The organism is Pseudomonas sp. S5D5, assembly GCF_003013355.1.
Taxonomy (GTDB): Bacteria; Pseudomonadota; Gammaproteobacteria; order Pseudomonadales; family Pseudomonadaceae; genus Aquipseudomonas; species Aquipseudomonas aylmerensis.
Window position 1 is genome coordinate 937,100 of record NZ_PTEO01000001.1, and the last position, 19,613, is coordinate 956,712.

At 62.1% G+C, this 19,613-nt stretch carries 13 protein-coding genes; 10 read left to right on the plus strand and 3 right to left on the minus strand.

The genetic code is table 11. The features are described from left to right. Positions 1–9: 9 nt before the first annotated feature. From recC to C9990_RS04505, 6 genes are all read left to right on the plus strand, one after another. Complete coding sequence (recC, locus tag C9990_RS04480; RefSeq protein WP_106802622.1) at positions 10–3,462, plus strand: exodeoxyribonuclease V subunit gamma; 3,453 nt, start codon at positions 10–12, stop codon at positions 3,460–3,462. After that, entirely contained in the window at positions 3,459–7,133 is a 3,675-nt protein-coding gene (gene recB / locus C9990_RS04485) for an exodeoxyribonuclease V subunit beta (protein ID WP_106802623.1), read from the plus strand. Before recC ends, recB begins: the two co-directional genes overlap by 4 nt. Continuing rightward, on the plus strand, positions 7,130–9,199 hold the full coding sequence (recD, locus tag C9990_RS04490; protein WP_106802624.1) for an exodeoxyribonuclease V subunit alpha: 2,070 nt from the start codon (positions 7,130–7,132) through the stop codon (positions 9,197–9,199). Before recB ends, recD begins: the two co-directional genes overlap by 4 nt. Positions 9,200–9,341: 142 nt before the next feature. Continuing rightward, entirely contained in the window at positions 9,342–9,908 is a 567-nt protein-coding gene (locus C9990_RS04495; RefSeq protein ID WP_106802625.1) for a YfiR family protein, read from the plus strand. Then, positions 9,905–11,167 carry a diguanylate cyclase domain-containing protein gene (locus tag C9990_RS04500; protein ID WP_065908403.1) on the plus strand — a complete coding sequence of 421 codons (1,263 nt, stop codon included), beginning with the start codon at positions 9,905–9,907 and terminating at the stop codon, positions 11,165–11,167. The genes C9990_RS04495 and C9990_RS04500 overlap by 4 nt, the downstream gene beginning before the upstream one ends. 4 nt (positions 11,168–11,171) lie before the next feature. Beyond that, the gene (locus C9990_RS04505; protein ID WP_106802626.1) at positions 11,172–11,663 is read left to right on the plus strand and encodes an OmpA family protein; all 492 of its coding nucleotides are present in this window, start codon (positions 11,172–11,174) and stop codon (positions 11,661–11,663) included. Between the two features lie 561 nt (positions 11,664–12,224). Here the strand turns inward: C9990_RS04505 and C9990_RS04510 are convergent. Then, positions 12,225–13,172, minus strand: coding sequence for a LysR family transcriptional regulator (locus C9990_RS04510; RefSeq protein WP_065908407.1), 948 nt, complete (start codon positions 13,170–13,172; stop codon positions 12,225–12,227). A gap of 120 nt (positions 13,173–13,292) precedes the next feature. Between C9990_RS04510 and C9990_RS04515 the strand changes: the two genes are divergently transcribed. Together C9990_RS04515 and mmsB are read left to right on the plus strand one after the other, a co-directional pair. After that, positions 13,293–14,810: a CoA-acylating methylmalonate-semialdehyde dehydrogenase gene (locus C9990_RS04515; protein ID WP_065908408.1), complete on the plus strand. Its 1,518-nt coding sequence runs from the start codon at positions 13,293–13,295 to the stop codon at positions 14,808–14,810. A gap of 15 nt (positions 14,811–14,825) precedes the next feature. Next, the gene (mmsB, locus tag C9990_RS04520) at positions 14,826–15,713 is read left to right on the plus strand and encodes a 3-hydroxyisobutyrate dehydrogenase (protein WP_106802627.1); all 888 of its coding nucleotides are present in this window, start codon (positions 14,826–14,828) and stop codon (positions 15,711–15,713) included. 185 nt (positions 15,714–15,898) lie between these two features. On the opposite strand, the gene C9990_RS04525 is transcribed toward mmsB, so the two are convergent. Next, on the minus strand, positions 15,899–16,243 hold the full coding sequence (locus tag C9990_RS04525) for a cupin domain-containing protein (protein WP_106802628.1): 345 nt from the start codon (positions 16,241–16,243) through the stop codon (positions 15,899–15,901). A 318-nt stretch (positions 16,244–16,561) separates the two neighbouring features. On the opposite strand from C9990_RS04525, the gene kynB reads away from it, so the two are divergent. Continuing rightward, on the plus strand, positions 16,562–17,212 hold the full coding sequence (gene kynB, locus C9990_RS04530) for an arylformamidase (RefSeq protein WP_106802629.1): 651 nt from the start codon (positions 16,562–16,564) through the stop codon (positions 17,210–17,212). Continuing rightward, positions 17,209–18,066, plus strand: a complete 858-nt coding sequence (gene kynA, locus C9990_RS04535; RefSeq protein ID WP_065908419.1) for a tryptophan 2,3-dioxygenase — start codon at positions 17,209–17,211, stop codon at positions 18,064–18,066. The genes kynB and kynA overlap by 4 nt, the downstream gene beginning before the upstream one ends. 141 nt (positions 18,067–18,207) lie before the next feature. Here kynA and C9990_RS04540 read toward each other — a convergent pair whose 3' ends face one another. Next, entirely contained in the window at positions 18,208–19,611 is a 1,404-nt protein-coding gene (locus C9990_RS04540) for an amino acid permease (RefSeq protein ID WP_106802630.1), read from the minus strand. Positions 19,612–19,613 lie beyond the last annotated feature (2 nt).

Genomic DNA, 19,613 nt, shown 5'->3' on the forward strand with positions numbered 1-19,613 from the left:
GAAGCCGTTATGCCGGATGCGACGTCCCTCAGCGCTGGATTCATGGTGGTTCACGGCAACCGCCTGGATGAACTGCGCAGCCTGGTTGTCAGCTGGATGCGTCGATATCCGCTTGCGCCCCTGGAAAATGAAATCGCCCTGGTCCAAAGCAACGGCATTGCCCAGTGGCTCAAATTGGCCCTGGCCGAAGACCCGGAAGAGGACGATATGGGCGGCTGTGGAATCGCGGCTGCCATTGATGTGCAACTCCCCGGCAGTTTCATGTGGCAGCTCTACCGCATGGTCCTGGGCCGTGACGAAATCCCGCCAAAATCCCTGCTCGATAAAGCCCCGCTGACATGGCGCCTGATGCGCCTGCTCCCGGAGTTGATCGATCAACCGTACTTCGAACCTCTGCAGCGTTTCCTCACTCACGACGCCGATCTGCGCAAACGCTACCAACTCGCTGAGCGCCTGGCCGATCTCTTCGACCAATACCAGGTCTATCGTGCCGACTGGCTGGAAGATTGGGCTGCCGGCCGCCATCAGTTGCGTAACGGCCGCGGTGAAACCAAGCCCCTGGACCCAGCCAACTGCTGGCAAGCTGAGTTATGGCGCGCGCTGTTGCTGGATGTAGGCGAGGAGGGCATGGCCCAAAGCCGTGCCGGTGTACACCAGCGCTTTATCGAACGCATCAATACCCTTGAGAAAGCCCCATCAGGCTTGCCCTCCCGAGTGATTGTCTTCGGTATTTCCTCGTTGCCCGCCCAAGCTCTGGAAGCGCTCGCCGGCCTGGCGCGGTTCAGCCAAGTGTTGTTGTGCGTGCACAATCCATGTCGCCACCATTGGTCCGACATCGTTGCCGACAAAGACCTGCTACGTAACGAATACAAGCGCCAGGCGCGTAAAGCCGGCATGCCCGTCACCATCGATCCACAGACCCTTCACCAGCACGCCCATCCGCTTCTGGCAGCCTGGGGCAAACAAGGGCGTGACTACATCAGCCTGCTGGACAGTTACGACGACCCCAATAGCTACCGCGCGGCCTTCCGTGACGGCCGCATCGACCTGTTCAGCGAGAGCGAACCCAGCACCTTGCTCAATCAGCTCCAGGACGACATCCTCGAACTGCGCCCACTCAACGAAACCCGTGAGCTATGGCCCGCTGTCGACCTGCAGCGTGATACTTCAATACGCTTTCATGTCGCTCACAGCGCCCAGCGTGAGGTCGAAATCCTCCACGACCAACTGCTCCAGCGCTTCAGCGCGGACCCTGCGCTGCGCCCGCGTGACATCATCGTTATGGTTCCCGACGTCGACAGCTACGCGCCGCACATCCGTGCCGTATTCGGCCAGTTGGAGCGAACTGATCCACGCTTCATTCCCTTTACCCTCACTGACCAGGGCCAACGTGGCCGCGATCCGCTGCTGATCGCCGTCGAGCACCTGCTGAAGCTACCCGACAGCCGCTTTCCGGTCAGCGAAATCCTTGACCTGCTGGACGTTCCCGCGCTGCGCGAACGCTTCGCCATCAAGGAGCGCGACCTGCCCACATTGCATCGCTGGATCGAGGGTGCCGGGATCCGCTGGGGTCTCAATGCCGAGCAACGTGCTGGCCTCGGCCTGCCCAATGAGCTGGAGCAAAACAGTTGGCGATTCGGCCTGCGCCGCATGTTGCTGGGCTATGCCGTCGGCACGGGTCTCGCCTGCGACGGTATTGAGCCATACGATGAGATTGGTGGCCTCGACGCCGCGCTGATCGGTCCCTTGGTCGCTCTGCTCGATGCGCTTAATGACGCGCATCAAGCACTGTCGCAACCGGCCGCCCCGCACGAATGGGGCGAACGCCTGCAACGCTTGATGCAGTTGTTCTTCCTGCCCAGCAGCGAACACGATGACTTCCTGCTGGGCCAACTCGAACAACTGCGAGAAACCTGGCTGGAAACCTGCGAGTCGGTCGGCCTGTATGACGAGTTACCCCTGACCGTAGTACGTGAGGCCTGGTTGGCCGGTCTGGATGAAGGCCGTTTGTCCCAACGCTTCCTCGCCGGAGCTGTCAATTTTTGCACCCTGATGCCCATGCGCGCGATCCCGTTCAAGTTGGTCTGCCTGCTTGGCATGAACGACGGCGATTACCCGCGTGCGCAACCGCCGCTGGATTTCGACCTGATGGGCAGCGACTACCGCCCCGGCGACCGTTCACGTCGTGAAGATGACCGTTACCTGCTGCTGGAGGCGCTGCTGTCTGCCCGGGACCAGCTCTACATCAGTTGGGTCGGCCGCAGCATCCGTGACAACAGTGATCGCCCGGCCTCGGTGCTGATCGGCCAATTGCGCGATCATCTCGCCAGCGGCTGGCATAACGCACACACACAAGAGCCGTTGCTTGAAGCGATGACCCAGGAGCATCCGCTCCAACCTTTCAGCGCCCGCTACTTCCATGAAGGCGATGCATTGTTCAGCTATGCCCGTGAATGGCAGTTGCTGCACGCCGCAGTCGAGGCCATTGCCGTAGAGGACGAACTGGCGCAACACCAACAAGAAGAACCCTTGAGTCTCGGCCAGCTTCAGGACTTCCTGCGCAACCCGGTCAAACATTTCTTCAGCCAACGTCTGAAGGTGTTCTTTGAAGCCGCTGAGGTGCCGTTGGCCGATGAAGAGCCCTTCGTCCTCGACGCATTACAACGCTACAGCCTGAGCGACAGTCTCTTGAGTGCGGCGCTGAGCCATCCCGATCACCTCGACCAGGCCCTGAATGCCCAAGCCCTGCGCTTGCAAGGCAGTGGCCTGCTGCCTATGGTCGGTTTCGGCGAGTGCCTGCGCAACGAGCTGATTGAGCCATTGCCCGACTTGCTGCAGCGCTATCAGCAGCTTCTGGCGCTCTGGCCGCAGCCCCACACTACCGCCGAACCGATCAGTTTTGAGCATCAAGGTATCCAGCTGGAAGGCTGGATCAGCGGCCTGCATCGACGCAGTGATGGCGGCCTGCTGAGCGTGACCACCATCCCCAACAGCATTGGCTCGATCAAGACGCGCAAATGGCACCGCCTGATTCGGCCCTGGGTCAATCACGTGGTTGCCTGCGCCTGTGGCCTGCCGTTGAGTACAGGGTTGGTGGCCAGCGACGACACCTTGTTGCTGGCCCCATTGGATCCGACCACTGCCCGGGAGATCCTCGCCAACCTGCTCTTGGCCTGGCACCACGGCATGAGCAAGCCTTTGCCCGTGGCGGTTAAAACCGCGTTCGCCTGGCTTGGCCAGACCGATCCGGCCAAGGCCCAGGCCGCTGCCAGCAAGGCCTATGAAGGGGATGGCATGACCACTGATGGCGAACGCCGTGAAACCCCTGCACTCACGCGACAATTCCCCGACTACGCCGCGTTGGTCGCCAGTGAAGAGTTCGAAGGCTGGTGCGAAACCTTGTACTGCCCACTGATCAACGCCGCATGGCGATCTCTCACCCGCGAGGAGGCCGGCGCATGAGCAGCAAACCCTTGGCCCTGGCCTTCCCGCTGCAAGGCAGCCAACTGATCGAAGCCAGCGCCGGTACCGGCAAGACTTTCACTATTTCCGCGCTGTACTTGCGCCTGGTCCTCGGCCACGGTGGTGATGAATGCGGTTTTGGCCGCGAACTGCTGCCCCCACAAATTCTGGTAGTGACCTTCACCGACGCTGCCACCAAGGAGTTGCGCGAACGCATTCGCATCCGCCTGGCAGAGGCGGCACGTTTCTTTCGCGATGAAATACCGCAACCTGATGCCCTGATTGCCGAGTTGCGAGATCAATACCCGCCTGAGCAGTGGCCCGCCTGCGCCAATCGCCTGGACATCGCCGCCCAGTGGATGGACGAAGCTGCTGTTTCGACCATCCACAGTTGGTGCCAGCGCATGCTGCGCGAGCACGCGTTCGACAGCGGCAGCCTGTTCACTCAAACCCTGGAAACTGACCACAGTGATCTGCTTGGCGAAGTCTTGCGCGATTACTGGCGGTTGTTCTGTTACCCGATGCATGACGACGCGCTCAATTGGGTGCGCAACAACTGGGGCGGCCCTGCTGCCTTGATGCCACGGGTACGCGCCTTGTTCGGCAGTGAACGACCCACGGATGAAGCCCGTGAACCTGCCGAGCTGATCAACGCCTGCCTGCAAGAGCGTCGAGCAGCGCTGATACAGCTCAAGGCGCCCTGGCGGCAATGGGCCGCCGAGCTGCGTGACATCTGCCTGCAGGCCGTGGCCGCCAAAGCCGTCGACGGCCGCAAGATGCAGGCGCGTTACTTCGAACCCTGGTTCGAAAAGATCAGCGCCTGGGCCGCTGACGAAACCCTTGAGCAATTGGACATCGGCACTGGCTTCACCCGCCTGACGCCCGAAGGCATGGCCGAAGCCTGGAAGGGCGACCCGCCGCAGCACCCCGGTATCGACGCCATGGCTGGCCTCAAAGCTGCGCTCGACGCACTGCCAACGCCTGACGCGGCGGTGTTGCAGCATGCTGCCGGTTGGGTAGGTAAGCGCTTCGAAGAAGAAAAACGCCGTCGCGCCGAAATGGGCTTCGACGACATGCTGATTCGTCTCAACGCTGCCCTGCAGGCCGACGGTGGCGAGCGCCTGGCCAGCGTGATCCGCGAGCAGTTCCCGGTGGCGCTGATCGACGAATTCCAGGACACCGATCCGGTGCAATACAGCATCTTCGATAGTATCTACCGCATCGAAGAAAACCACCTCGACAGCGGCTTGTTCCTGATCGGCGACCCCAAGCAGGCGATCTATGCCTTTCGTGGTGCCGACATCTACACCTACCTGCGTGCGCGCCAATCCACCACCGGCCGCCATCACACCCTGGGCACCAACTTCCGCTCCAGCCACGCGATGGTCGAGGCGGTGAACCACGTGTTTCAGCGTGCGGAAACTGGCCGTGGCGCCTTCCTGTTCCGCGAGCCGGACGGCCGCAACCCGGTACCGTTCCACTCGGTGCTGTCCCAGGGCCGCAAGGAGCAATTGCAGGTCGACGGCCAAGCAGTGCCAGCGATGAACCTCTGGCACCTGCCCACAGATCAGCCGGTTTCCAACGCGGTGTACCGCCAGCAACTGGCCGCGGCCTGCGCCACGCAGATTGTTGAACTGCTCAATGGCGGTCAGCAAGGCACAGCCGGTTTCCTACATCCGGAGGCGGGTTTTAAAGGCGTGCTGCCGTCAGACATCGCCATCCTGGTGCGCGATGGCAAGGAGGCCCAAGCCGTGCGCGCCGAGCTGGCCGCCCGGGGCGTGCGCAGTGTCTACCTCTCGGACAAGGACTCAGTGTTCGCCGCCCAGGAAGCCCACGACCTGCTGGCCTGGCTCAAGGCCTGTGCCGAGCCGGACGTCGAGCGCCCGCTGCGAGCTGCCTTGGCGTGTGTCACCTTGAACCTATCGCTGCCGGAGTTGGAGCGTCTGAATCAGGACGAGCTGGCGTGGGAATCCCGTGTCATGCAGTTCCGTGGTTACCGCGCCATCTGGCGCACCCAGGGCGTGCTGCCGATGCTGCGTCGCCTGCTGCACGATTTCAAACTGCCGCAAACCCTGATCGCCCGCAGCGACGGCGAGCGGGTGCTGACCAACCTGCTGCACCTCAGCGAATTGTTGCAACAAGCCGCTGCGGAACTGGATGGCGAACAGGCGCTGATTCGCCATCTGGCCGAACACCTCGCCTTGTCGGGCCAGGCCGGCGAAGAACAGATCCTGCGCCTGGAAAGTGATGAACAACTGGTCAAGGTCGTGACCATCCACAAGTCCAAGGGGCTGGAGTACGACCTGGTTTTCCTGCCCTTCATCTGCTCGGCCAAGCCCGTGGACGGCAGCCGCTTGCCGCTTCACTACCACGACGAGCAGGGTAAATCCCACGTGAGCCTGCGGCCGACCGCCGAGTTGATTGCCCTGGCTGACGACGAGCGCCTGGCCGAAGACCTGCGTTTGTTCTACGTCGCCTTGACCCGCGCCAAACACGCCTGCTGGCTGGGTGTCGCCGACCTCAAACGTGGCAACAGCAGCAGTTCGGTGCTGCACTTGTCGGCGCTGGGCTATTTGCTCGGCGCGGGTTCGTTGCTGGGCGAATCTGCCGGCCTGGCGCGCTGGTTGCTGGACCTGCAGGAAGGCTGTCCCGCGATTCACTACGGCCACGTGCCCGAAGCTCAAGCCATCCTGTTCCACCCGCCGCGTAACGAAGCCACGCTGCTTGCACCGTTGCTGCCCAAACGCAAGGCCGCGGAAAACTGGTGGATCGCTTCCTACAGCGCCTTGCGTATTGGCGACAGCATGAGTGCCGCCAGCCTCGAAGCGCCGGAAAGCCCACAAGCCCAGAAGCTGTTTGATGATGAGCGCCTCGACCCCGACGCACCGCGCGAAGTGGCGGCATCCGGCGGTGATATTCACCGTTTCCCACGTGGCCCGAACCCAGGCACCTTCCTCCATGGCCTGTTGGAGTGGGCCGGCGAAGACGGTTTCAACGTAACGCCCGAGGCGATCGAAAAAGCCGTGGGCGCGCGTTGCAATCGGCGCAACTGGGAGGGCTGGATCGTCACCCTCAGCGACTGGCTCGGTCACTTGCTGCAAACCCCGTTGCCCGTGGATAACGGCCAGGTCAGCCTCAGTGGCTTGCAGCACTACCAGATCGAAATGGAGTTCTGGTTCGCCAGCCACAAGGTCGATGTACTCGCCCTCGACAAGCTGGTGTGCCAGTACACCCACAACGGCGTGTCTCGCGTCGCCGCCGAACCGGTGTTGCTCAACGGTATGTTCAAGGGGTTTATCGACCTGACTTTCGAACACGATGGTCGCTATTACGTGGCTGACTACAAATCCAACTGGCTCGGTCCTGACGATTCGGCCTACACCCAAGCCGCCATGGAACAGTCGATCCTCGAGCATCGGTACGACCTGCAATACGTACTTTACCTGCTGGCCCTGCATCGCCAGCTCAAGGCGCGCCTGCCGGACTACGACTACGACCGCCATGTCGGCGGCGCCCTCTACCTGTTCCTGCGCGGTACGCAGGCCGCCAGCCAGGGCGCGTATTTCACTCGGCCACCGCGTGAATTGATCGAAGGCCTGGATCTGTTGTTCCAGGGCAAGCCCATCCCGCCCAAGGTTGAGCCCGCCTGGGAACAAGGAGTGTTGTTATGAGCCTGTCGCCATTGCCGTTGGAGGAACTGGCGCCCCTCAGCCGCGCCGCCGACCTGCTGCAACTCTTGGAACGTTGGGTGGCGCGTGGCTGGTTGCGCGCCCTCGACAAAGCCTTCGTCGGCTTCCTGCATGAACTCGACCCGCAGGCCGACCCCCTGGTGCTGCTGGCGGCCGCGCTGACCAGCCACCAATTGGGCCACGGCCATGTCTGCCTGGACCTGTTCGAGACCCTGAAAGCGCCGGACTTCGCCTTGTCCTTGCCGCCCGAAGGCGATCTGCAGACCACCGCCATGCTGCTGCCGTCGCAGTTGCTCGACGGTCTGGACGGCGCCCATTGGTGCCATGCCCTGGCTGCCAGCGGCCTGGTCGCGTTGGCCGTCGATGGCAGTGAATCAGCCCAAAGCCGCCCGTTAGTACTGTCCGGCAAGCGCCTGTATTTGCGCCGCTACTGGACCTATGAACGGCGTATCGACACGGCACTGCGCCAGCGCCTCGCCACCCAGGAAAGCGTCGCTGCCGATTTGCCCCAGCGTTTGAATGGCTTGTTCGACCAGCCCGCGCCCGAGGGTGTGATCGACTGGCAAAAACTCGCCTGCGCCCTGGCGACTCGCGGGGCATTCAGCATCGTCACCGGTGGTCCCGGTACCGGCAAGACCACCACCGTGGTGCGCCTGCTCGCGTTGTTGCAGGCGCCTGCGGTGGAAGTCGGCACACCGTTGCGCATCCGCCTGGCCGCCCCCACCGGTAAAGCCGCCGCACGGCTTACCGAGTCCATTAGCCAGCAAGTACTGTCGCTGAAAGTGCCCGAAAGCGTGCGGGAAAAAATCCCGACCCAGGTGACCACGGTTCACCGCCTGCTGGGCAGCCGCCCGGGTACTCGGCATTTCCGTCATCACCTGGGCAACCCACTGCCGCTGGATGTGCTGGTGGTGGACGAGGCGTCGATGATCGACCTGGAGATGATGGCCAACCTGCTCGACGCCTTGCCGCCCCATGCGCGGCTGGTGCTGCTGGGGGACAAGGACCAGCTGGCGTCGGTGGAGGCGGGCGCCGTACTCGGCGATTTGTGTCGCGACGCCGAGGCCGGTTGGTACAGCCCCGAGACGCGTCAGTGGCTGCAGGCGGTCAGCGGCGAAGACCTCGACGCCAGCGGCCTGCAGGAAGACCTCGATGGCAGCCACCCGCTGGCCCAGCAAGTGGTGATGTTGCGTTACTCGCGGCGTTTCGGCGAGGGCAGTGGCATCGGCCAATTGGCGCGCTGGGTCAACCAGCAGAATGCCGAAGAAGCGCGCAAGTTGCTGGCCGCGCGCAGCCATCGCGACTTGTTCTGCGTCAGCCTCAAGGGCGAACACGACCACGCCCTGGAGCGGCTGGTACTGGACGGGCAGGGTGATGGCGCCGAAGGTTATCGCTATTACCTCAACCTGCTGCACAGCGCGCGCCCGTCCCTGGATACTCCACGCGAGGACGCTGCCTGGACCCACTGGGCGCAACAACTGTTGCAAGCCTTCGACGCCTTCCAGTTGCTTTGTGCCGTGCGCAAGGGACCGTGGGGGGTGGAAGGCCTCAACCTGCGCATCACCGCGGCCTTGCGCAAGGTGCGGCTGATCGAAGGTGACGAGCAATGGTACGAAGGCCGCCCGGTGCTGATGACCCGCAACGATTACGGCCTGGGCTTGATGAACGGCGATATCGGCATCGCCCTCAAACTGCCCGAAAGCGACGGGGGGCCGCAGGTATTGCGCGTGGCCTTCCCGCGCAATGATGGTCAGGGCGGTGTGCGTTTTGTACTGCCCAGCCGTCTGAATGATGTCGAAACCGTGTACGCCATGACCGTGCACAAGTCCCAAGGCTCAGAGTTCACCCACACGGCGCTGATCCTGCCGGACGCATTGAACCCGGTGCTCACTAAAGAGCTGATCTATACCGGGATCACCCGCGCCAAGCGCTGGTTCAGCCTGATCGAACCCCGTGGCGGCGTGTTTGAAGAAGCGGTACGACGCAAGGTCAAGCGCTTGAGCGGGTTGATGCTGGAACTGGGTCAGGAGACGGAAAAAACTGACTGACAGGTCATGCGATATTTCTGATTCAGTCGCCTGATTTTTCTGAAAAAATAGCGGCCCCCGCGAAAGCCTCGTTTCGCGGGGGTTTCCGTTGCTGTGCTATCGTTGCGGCATCACTTTGTACACACCTGAGAGAAATCGCTGCATGAACGTGGCTGTCTCGCCCACAGAGCGCGGTATGAGCTGGGGACGCCTGTTGCTGGTGGCGGTTCTGTGCCTGCTTGCGCCCGGCGCCTTTGCCCAGGCGTCCAGCCCCGCCGACTCCCGCGCCCAGGCGGTGACCCAAGTGGTGCTGGGTATCCTCAGTTACGCGCGTTGGCCGGTGGAGCCTGCGCAATTGCGCCTGTGCATCGTCGGGCCGACCCAATACACCGACGACCTGGTCAAGGGCACCACCCAAGCCACCGGCCGCCCGGTGGTGGTGCAGCGCCTGCTCGCCGACCACCCTGATATCGTCAATAGTTGTGACGCCGTTTACATCGGCAAGCTCAGCGGCGATGAGCGCAGCCGTCTGTTCGCTTCGTTGATCGGGCACCCGGTGCTGAGCATCAGCGAAGGCGGCGACCAGTGCACGGTCGGCAGCTTGTTCTGCCTGCGGGTCGGCGATGATCAGGTGTCGTTCGAGGTCAATCTCGACTCCGTGGCGCGCAGCGGCGTGCGCATTCACCCCAGCGTGCTGCAACTGTCCCGCCGTCGAGCGCTTGCGCCATGAAGGTCGATAAGGTGCGACCGACGCTGCGCTCGGTCATCGGCCGGGGGCACCTGATCCTCGCGCTGGTGGCGGTGAGCCTGGCCAGTGTGTCGCTGACCCTGCTCGGCGTGCTGGCGCTGCGCGTGTACGCCGAGCACAACCTGCATTTGATCGCACGCTCGATCAACTACACCGTAGAAGCGGCGGTGGTGTTCAACGACAGCGCGGCGGCCACCGAGGCCCTCAGCCTGATCGCCTCCACCGAAGAGGTGGCCCAGGCCGAAGTGCTGGATGTCAACGGCAAGCTGCTGGCGCAGTGGACGCGTCCGGAAACCGGCATGCTCTCACGGCTTGAACTGGAGCTGGCGCACACCCTGCTCGAACAGCCCATCAGCCAGCCGATCCTGCACCAGGGGCGCACCATCGGCAGCATTCATGTCACCGGCCATGGCGGCAGCCTGTTGCGCTTCCTGCTGAGTGGGCTGGCGGGGATCCTGATCTGTACCGCCCTCAGTGCGTGGGTGGCCTTGCACTTGGCGCGGCGTCTGTTGCGCGGCATTACCGAGCCGCTGCAACGCCTCGCCGCCGTGGCCCATGCCGCCCGCAGCGAGCGCGACTTCGACCGTCGCGTGCCGCCCGCGCGGATCGCCGAACTCGACAGCCTGGGCAGCGACTTCAACGCGTTGCTCGGTGAAATGGAAGCCTGGCAAAGCCACCTGCAAAGCGAGAACGAAACCCTTGCCCACCAGGCCAACCACGACAGTCTCACTGGCTTGCCCAACCGGGCGTTTTTCGAAGGTCGGCTGATTCGTGCCTTGCGCAGCGCGGCGAAGGTCAAGGAGCAGGTCGCGGTGCTTTACCTCGACAGCGACCGCTTCAAGGAAATCAATGACAGCTTTGGCCATGCCGCAGGCGATGCCGTCCTCGTGGCCGTCGCTGAACGCGTGCGGGCACAACTGCGCGAAGATGACCTGGTCGCGCGCCTGGGCGGCGATGAGTTCGCCATCCTGCTGGCGCCGTTGCATAAAGTGGAAGACGCCCAGCGCATCGCCGACAAGATTATCGCCAGCATGGACGTGCCGATTGCCGTGCCCGGGAATACCCAGGTGTTGACCTCCCTCAGTATCGGCATTGCCATCTACCCCGATCATGGCGCCACGCCCGGCACCTTGCTCAATGCCGCCGATGCAGCGATGTACCAGGCCAAACGGCAGGCCCAGGGCGGCCAGCAAACGGCGGAGTCGGAGAGCCCTGCCGTCAATGTTCAACACAGGAGTTGATCCCTTGTTTTCGACCGCGCGTTTTATCTTCATCACCGTGCTGGTGTCACTGCTGGCTCTCAGCGGTTGCCAGACCGCCCCACCCAAAGGCTTGACCCCGGCCCAGGTCGCCGTGCTCAAGCAACAAGGCTTTGAGCTGACCGACGAGGGTTGGGCGTTCGGGCTGTCCGGCAAAGTGTTGTTTGGCAGCGACGTCGAAACCCTCAACCAGCCCAGTACCGAGATCGTCCAGCGTATCGGCAAGGCCCTGCTCGGCGTGGGCATCGAGCGCGTACGCGTCGACGGCCATACCGACGCTTCGGGCAAGGAAACCTACAACCAGCAACTGTCCCTGCGCCGCGCCAAGAGCGTGGCCACGGTGCTGATCGGTGTGGGCATGAAGGAAGAGAACATCCAGCTGCGCGGGTTGGGCAGCAGCGAACCGGTGGCGTCGAACGCGACGGCGGCGGGACGTACGGAGAATCGGCGGGTGTCGATTGTGGTGAGTGCGGACTAAGCGGGTTTTCCACCTGCACTGCATTCAAAATGTGGGAGCCGGGCTTGTCTGCGATGGCGGTGTATCAGTCAAGGTTAAGCTGGGTGACCCACCGCCTTCGCAGGCAAGCCAGCTCCCACACTTATTTGCGTCTGACCAAAATCTTGCACTCGCTGCAGCTCCCACTCTATTTGTGTCTAACCAAAATCTTGCACACGCTGCAGCTCCCACACTTATTTGTGTCTAACCAAAATCTTGCATCCGCCGCAGTTCAAATGTGGGAGCTGGCTTGCCTGCGATAGCGGTGTATCAGTCAAGGCTAAGCTGGCTGACCCACCACCTTCGCAGGCAAGCCAGCTCCCACACTTATTTGTGTCTGACCAAAATCTTGCACTCGCCGCAGCTTCCACACTATTTGTGTCTAACCAAAATCTTGCATCCGCCGCAGTTCAAATGTGGGAGCTGGCTTGCCTGCGAAGGCGGTGTATCAGTCAAGGCTAAGCTGGCTGATACACCGCTATCGCAGGCAATCCAGCCCCCTATTATTTTGCAGTGCGCTCGCGGCAACACCGCGCGCCCCCCTTAATCTGCAAACTTGATCTCCCGCGTCTCCCCCATCAATAAACCCTGGTTCTGTTCCGTCACCTCGCGGATGTAATCCCACAGCAAGGTGATCCGTTTCAACTTGCGCAAGTCTTCCCGGCAGTACATCCAGAACTGCCGAGTCAGTGTGATCTGCTCCCCCAGCACCGGCAGCAACCGAGGGTCCTGCGCCGCCAGGAAGCACGGCAATATCGCCATCGACCGGCCTTGTTGCGCCGCCACGTACTGGGCAATCACGCTGGTACTGCGCAGGCTGGCGCTGGCGCCGGGCACCACGTTCGCCAGGTAGAGCAGCTCGGAGCTGAACGCCAGGTCATCCACATAGCTGATAAACGGGTGCTCGGCCAAATCCGTGGGTTTGCGGATCGGTGGGTGCTGGTCGAGGTATTCCTGGGTCGCATACAGCTGCAGTTTGTAGTCGCACAGTTTGCAGCACACGTAGGGCCCGTGTTCCGGGCGTTCCAGGGCGATGACAATGTCGGCTTCGCGCTTGGACAGGCTGATGAAGTGGGGCAGGGGCAGGATGTCCACCGAGATCGCCGGGTAAGTGTCGACGAAATGGCTGAGCTGCGGGGTGACAAAAAAACTGCCGAAGCCTTCGGTACAGCCCATGCGCACATGCCCGGACAGTGCCACGCCGGAGCCGGACACCTGCTCGCAAGCCATGTGCAGGGTGCTCTCGATGGACTCGGCGTACCCCAGCAAACGTTGGCCCTCGGTGGTAAGGACGAAGCCGTTGGTCCGAGATTTCTCGAAGAGCAAAGTACCCAGCGACACTTCCAGTGAGCTGATGCGCCGCGACACCGTGGTGTAGTCCACCGCCAGGCGCTTGGCCGCGACGCTGGCCTTGCGGGTGCGGGCCACTTCGAGGAAAAACTTCAGGTCGTCCCAGTTCAGGGAGCCCAATGATGTGATGTTTTTTTGCATATTGGACCGGCTTTTATGTGCGTTCTTATTAGAGATTTGCACATCTATACTCCAAAAACGCCTCATTCCCAAGGCGATTCACGCGCCTTGTCTCTGCATAACTACAAGATTGGAGACCACATGAACGCATCTGCCGATATTTCCGTGCAACAGGTCAAGCTGCTGATCAACGGTGAATGGGTCGAGTCCAAGACCACCGAGTGGCACGACATCGTCAACCCGGCCACCCAGCAAGTGCTGGCCAAAGTGCCGTTTGCCACTGCCGATGAAGTAAATGCCGCCATCGACGCTGCCCATCGCGCCTTCCAGACCTGGAAGTTGACCCCGATCGGCGCGCGCATGCGCATCATGCTCAAGCTGCAAGCCTTGATCCGCGAACATTCCAAGCGCATCGCCGCAGTCCTCAGCGCCGAGCAGGGCAAGACCATTGCCGATGCCGAGGGCGATATTTTCCGTGGCCTGGAAGTGGTGGAGCACGCGTGCTCCATCGGCACCCTGCAAATGGGCGAATTCGCTGAAAACGTCGCCGGTGGCGTCGACACCTATACCCTGCGCCAACCCATCGGCGTGTGTGCCGGCATTACCCCATTCAACTTCCCGGCGATGATTCCACTGTGGATGTTCCCGATGGCGATCGCCTGCGGTAACACCTTCGTCCTCAAGCCGTCCGAGCAGGACCCGCTGTCGACCGTGCTGCTGGTGGAGCTGGCGCTGGAAGCCGGCGTACCGGCCGGCGTGCTCAACGTGGTCCACGGCGGCAAAGACGTGGTGGATGCGCTGTGCACCCATAAAGACATCAAGGCCGTGTCCTTCGTCGGTTCGACCGCCGTCGGCACGCATGTTTATGACCTGGCCGGCAAACACGGCAAGCGCGTGCAGTCGATGATGGGCGCCAAGAACCACGCCGTGGTGCTGCCCGATGCCAACCGCGAACACACCCTCAATGCGCTGGTCGGTGCCGGTTTCGGCGCAGCGGGCCAGCGTTGCATGGCCACCTCTGTGGTGGTGTTGGTCGGTGCCTCCAAACAATGGCTGCCGGACCTCAAGGCGCTGGCGCAAAAACTCAAGGTCAATGCCGGCAGCGAGGCCGGTACCGATGTCGGCCCGGTGATTTCCAAACGTGCCAAGGCGCGCATCCTCGAGCTGATCGAAAGCGGTGTGAAAGAAGGCGCCAAGCTCGAGCTGGACGGCCGCGACATCAAGGTGCCGGGCTTTGAGCAAGGCAATTTTGTTGGCCCGACCCTGTTCTCGGGCGTGACCACGGACATGCAGATCTACACCCAGGAAATCTTCGGCCCGGTGCTGGTGGTGCTCGAAGTCGCGACCCTCGATGAAGCCATCGCGCTCGTCAACGCCAACCCGTTCGGCAACGGCACCGGCCTGTTTACCCAGAGTGGTGCGGCGGCGCGTAAATTCCAGAGCGAAATCGACGTGGGCCAGGTCGGCATCAACATCCCGATCCCGGTGCCGGTGCCGTTTTTCAGCTTCACCGGTTCGCGTGGCTCCAAGCTCGGCGACCTCGGCCCGTACGGCAAGCAAGTGGTGCAGTTCTACACCCAGACCAAAACCGTCACCAGCCGCTGGTTTGACGACGACACGGTCAACGATGGCGTCAACACCACCATCAACCTGCGCTGATTCCGGGAGACGACCATGAAGATTGCATTTATCGGCTTGGGCAACATGGGCGCGCCCATGGCCCGCAACCTGATCAAGGCCGGCCACGCGCTGAACCTGTTTGACCTGAACCAGGCCGTGCTCAAGGAATTGGCCGAGCTGGGCGGCACTATCAGCGATTCACCCCGCGATGCGGCGAAAGACGCCGAGCTTGTGATCACCATGCTGCCGGCGGCCGCGCATGTGCGTAGCGTGTGGCTGAATGAAGACGGCGTACTCGCCGGTATCGGCCAAGGCGTGCCGGCGGTGGATTGCAGCACCATCGACCCGCAGACGATCCGCGACGTAGCGGCTGTGGCGGCCAAGCAAGGTGTGGTCGTGGCTGACGCTCCAGTCTCCGGTGGCACCGGCGGCGCCAGTGCCGGCACCCTGACCTTCATGGTCGGCGGCACCCCTGAACTGTTCGCCACCCTGCAACCGGTGCTGGCGCAGATGGGGCGTAACATCGTGCATTGCGGTGAGGTCGGCACCGGGCAAATCGCCAAGATCTGCAACAACCTGCTGCTCGGTATCAGCATGGTCGGCGTCAGCGAAGCCATGGCGCTGGGCGATGCGCTGGGGATCGACACCCAAGTGCTGGCCGGCATCATCAACAGCTCCACCGGACGTTGCTGGAGTTCCGACACCTACAACCCATGGCCGGGCGTGATTGAAACCGCGCCGTCATCGCGCGGCTACACCGGTGGCTTTGGCGCCGACCTGATGCTCAAGGACCTTGGCCTGGCCACCGAGGCTGCGCGCCAAGCCAAGCAGCCCGTCATCCTGGGCGCCGTGGCCCAGCAGTTGTATCAATCGATGAGCCAGCGCGGGGAGGGGGGCAAGGACTTCTCGGCGATCATCAACAGCTATCGCAAACCCAAGTAGAGTGCTGAACCCGCTTGTCGCAGCAAGCGGGCTTTCTGTGGTGAGCGGGCTTGCCCCGCGTTGGGCTGCGCAGCAGCCCCATCAGGGTCACCGAATTGTTGCAGTCAGAAACGCGGCGCCAGGCTCAGGTGCCGCTACGCACCCCAACTCGCGGCAAGCCCGCTCACCACAAATAACGTGGTCGCTCACGCAAACACAAAATACTTACGCACCGTCTCGACCACTTCCCACGTCCCCTTCATCCCCGGTTCCACCACAAAGATATCCCCAGCCCGCAAATGGATCGGTTCCAGGCCGTCTGGGGTGATCACGCAGTAGCCCTCCTGGAAATGGCAGTATTCCCACTTCACGTATTCCACGTACCACTTGCCTGGTGTGCAGATCCAGGTGCCCATGATCTTGCTGCCGTCTTCGCTGGTGTAGGCGTTGAGGTTGACGGTGTGCGGGTCGCCTTCGAGTTTTTCCCATTTGCAGGCATCCAGGACCGGCAGGGGGTGAGTATCGCGCAGTACGGTGATGGGCTTGGACATGATGACTCCGAGGCAGTGAATGCAAAGATGCACCCTAAGGCCTCGGGCGTCGTGCCAGTGGTCTGAACTCGACATCGGGATGCCCAGAAGCGCAAGTCCCACGCAATTCAAAACCCTATTGGCGCCGGCTTGCCGGCGATGGGCCTCGTAGGAACGCCATCGCCGGCAAGCTGGCGCCTACATTTGAAATATCCAATCACAAATAAGGCAATTCCTCGCAGTAAGTACGAAAGAAATCCCGCCTGGCGCTGGAATTCGCAAGAAAATTCACAGCTGGCCCTCGTATCATTCACCCCAGTAACCGCCGAGAGCCTTGAAATGAATCCAATAAAAACGTGGTGGGATATCAGCCCGCCCTTGAGTACGGCGACCCCGACCTGGCCGGGCGATACGCCGTTCCAGGAAGAGCGCGTCTGGCAGTTCGGTCCGGAATGCCCGGTGAATGTCGGGCGCATTACCTTGTCGCCGCACACCGGTGCGCACGTCGATGCGCCGCTGCATTACAGCGCGGACGGCGCGCCGATTGGCGAGGTGTCGCTGGATGTCTACATGGGACCGTGCCGCGTCCTGCATTGCCTGGACAGCGGCGCGCTGGTGCAGCCGCATCAGTTGAAAGGGCGTGTGGATAACCTGCCAGAGCGCGTGCTCTTGCGCACTTATCCACACGCGCCGCTGACCGAATGGGATTCGAATTTCACCGCCATCGCCCCGCAGACCATCGAGTTGCTGGCGAGCCTCGGCGTGCGGCTGGTCGGGATCGACACGCCGTCCCTCGATCCGCAGCAATCCAAGACCATGGATTCGCACAACGCCGTGGCCCGTCATGGCATGGCGATTCTTGAAGGCATCGTGCTCGATGACGTACCGGAGGGCGACTATGAATTGATCGCGCTGCCGTTGCGCTTTGCCAACCTCGACGCGAGCCCGGTCCGCGCCATTCTCCGCCCGCTCAAGGAGCCCACGCGATGAGCCAATGTCCCTTCTCTGCTGATTATCAACCGCCGGAAGAATGGCATAACGCCGAGCTGAATTTTTCCGAGTCCATGAGCTATGGCGACTACCTGGACCTGGGCAAAGTCCTCAGCGCCCAGCACCCGCTGTCGCCGGACCACAACGAAATGCTGTTCATCATCCAGCACCAGACGTCTGAGCTGTGGATGAAACTGATGCTCCACGAACTCAAGGCCGCCCGCGAACATGTGCGCCTTGGCGAGTTGCCGCCGGCGTTCAAGATGCTGGCGCGGGTGTCGCGGATTTTCGATCAACTGGTGCACGCCTGGGCGGTGCTGGCGACGATGACGCCGTCGGAGTACAAGGCGATCCGTCCGTTCCTGGGGCAGTCGTCTGGGTTCCAGTCGTTCCAGTACCGCGAGATCGAATTTATCCTCGGCAATAAGAGCGCGGCGCTGTTGCGTCCTCACGCGCATCGGCCGGAGTTGTTGAACGAGTTGAAAGTGGCGATTGCCACGCCGTCGCTGTATGACGAGGCGGTCAACCTGATGGCCAAGGCGGGCCTGGCGATTGACCCCAAACGCGCCGAACGCGACCCGACGGCGGCCACGGTTCACGATGAATCGGTGGAAGCCGCGTGGCGTGAGGTGTACCGCGATCCGAGCCGGTATTGGGATTTGTATCAGTTGGCCGAGAAGTTCATCGACCTGGAGGATTCGTTCCGCCAGTGGCGCTTCAGGCATGTGACGACGGTGGAACGGATTATCGGCTTCCAGCCCGGTACCGGTGGTACTGAGGGCGTGGGGTATCTGCGCAAGATGCTCGACACCGTGCTGTTCCCCGAGCTGTGGCGAGTGCGTTCCACGCTATGAAAAAAGCCCCGGATAACCGGGGCTTTTTCATTTGGAATGCAATCAACAGTGGGAGCTGGCTTGCCTGCGATGCGGTGTGTCAGCCACCACAGCCATCGGCTGACCCACCGCCATCGCGGGCAAGCCCGGCTCCCACAGGTATCACTGTGCGTTGACTGGCACGTTACTTCTGCGCACCCGCATCCGATACGCGATGTAGATAATCCCCACCCACACCGGCATCGCATACACCGACTCACGAATGCCCGGGATCGCCAGCATCACGCTGACGATCATCAGCATGAACGCCAGGCACAGGTAGTTGCTGAACGGGAACCAGAAGGTCTTGAACGACGGCACCACGCCCTGCTCGCCCATGGCCTTGCGGAACTTGATATGGGTGATGCTGATCAGCGCCCAGTTGATCATCAGCGAGGCAACCACCAGCGCAAACAGCAACTCCAGCGCACTCTGGGGCGCCACGTAGTTGACCACCACGCACAGCATCGTCACCAACGCCGAAATGGCCAGGGCACGCAACGGCACGCCTTGTTTGTTGAGCTTCATCAGCGCCTTGGGTGCATCCCCCTGCTCGGCCAGGCCGAACAGCATGCGGCTGTTGCAGTACACGCCGCTGTTGTACACAGACAGCGCCGCGGTCAGGACCACGAAGTTGAGGATGTGCGCCGCGGTATCGTTGCCGATCAGCGAGAAGATCTGCACAAACGGGCTGCCGCTGTAGGCATCGCCCGACGCGCCGAGGGTTTGCAGCAATTGGTCCCAGGGGTACAGCGACAACAGCACAGTCAGTGCGCCGACGTAGAAAATCAGGATCCGGTACACCACCTGGTTGATCGCCTTGGGGATCACCTTGCGCGGCTCGCTGGCCTCGGCGGCGGTGATGCCCACCAGCTCCAGGCCACCGAACGAGAACATGATGAACGCCATGGACATCAACAGCCCCATGCCGCCATTCGGGAAGAACCCGCCGTGGCTCCACAGGTTAGTGATCGAGGCTTGCGGGCCGCCGGTGCCGCTGAACAGCAGGTAGCAGCCGAGCACGATCATGCCGACGATCGCCACCACCTTGATGATCGCGAACCAGAACTCGGCTTCACCGAAGAACTTCACGTTGAGGGTGTTGATCAGGTTCACCGCGACAAAGAACACCAGCGCGCTGACCCAGGTCGGAATCTCCGGCCACCAGAACTGGATGTACTTGCCCACGGCCGTGAGTTCGGCCATGCCCACCAGTACGTAGAGCACCCAGTAGTTCCAGCCCGCCAGGAAGCCTGCGTAACCGCCCCAGTATTTGTGCGCGAAGTGGCTGAAGGAACCGGCCACCGGCTCTTCGACGATCATTTCGCCGAGCTGGCGCATGATCAGGAACGCGATGAAACCGGCAATCGCATAGCCGAGGATCATCGACGGTCCCGCCGACTTGAGCACGCCCGCCGAGCCGAGGAACAGCCCCGTGCCAATCGCCCCTCCCAAGGCGATCAGCTGAATATGCCGGTTCTTCAAGCCCCGCTTGAGGCCTACCGGGTTAACCATGTCATCCGCCATTA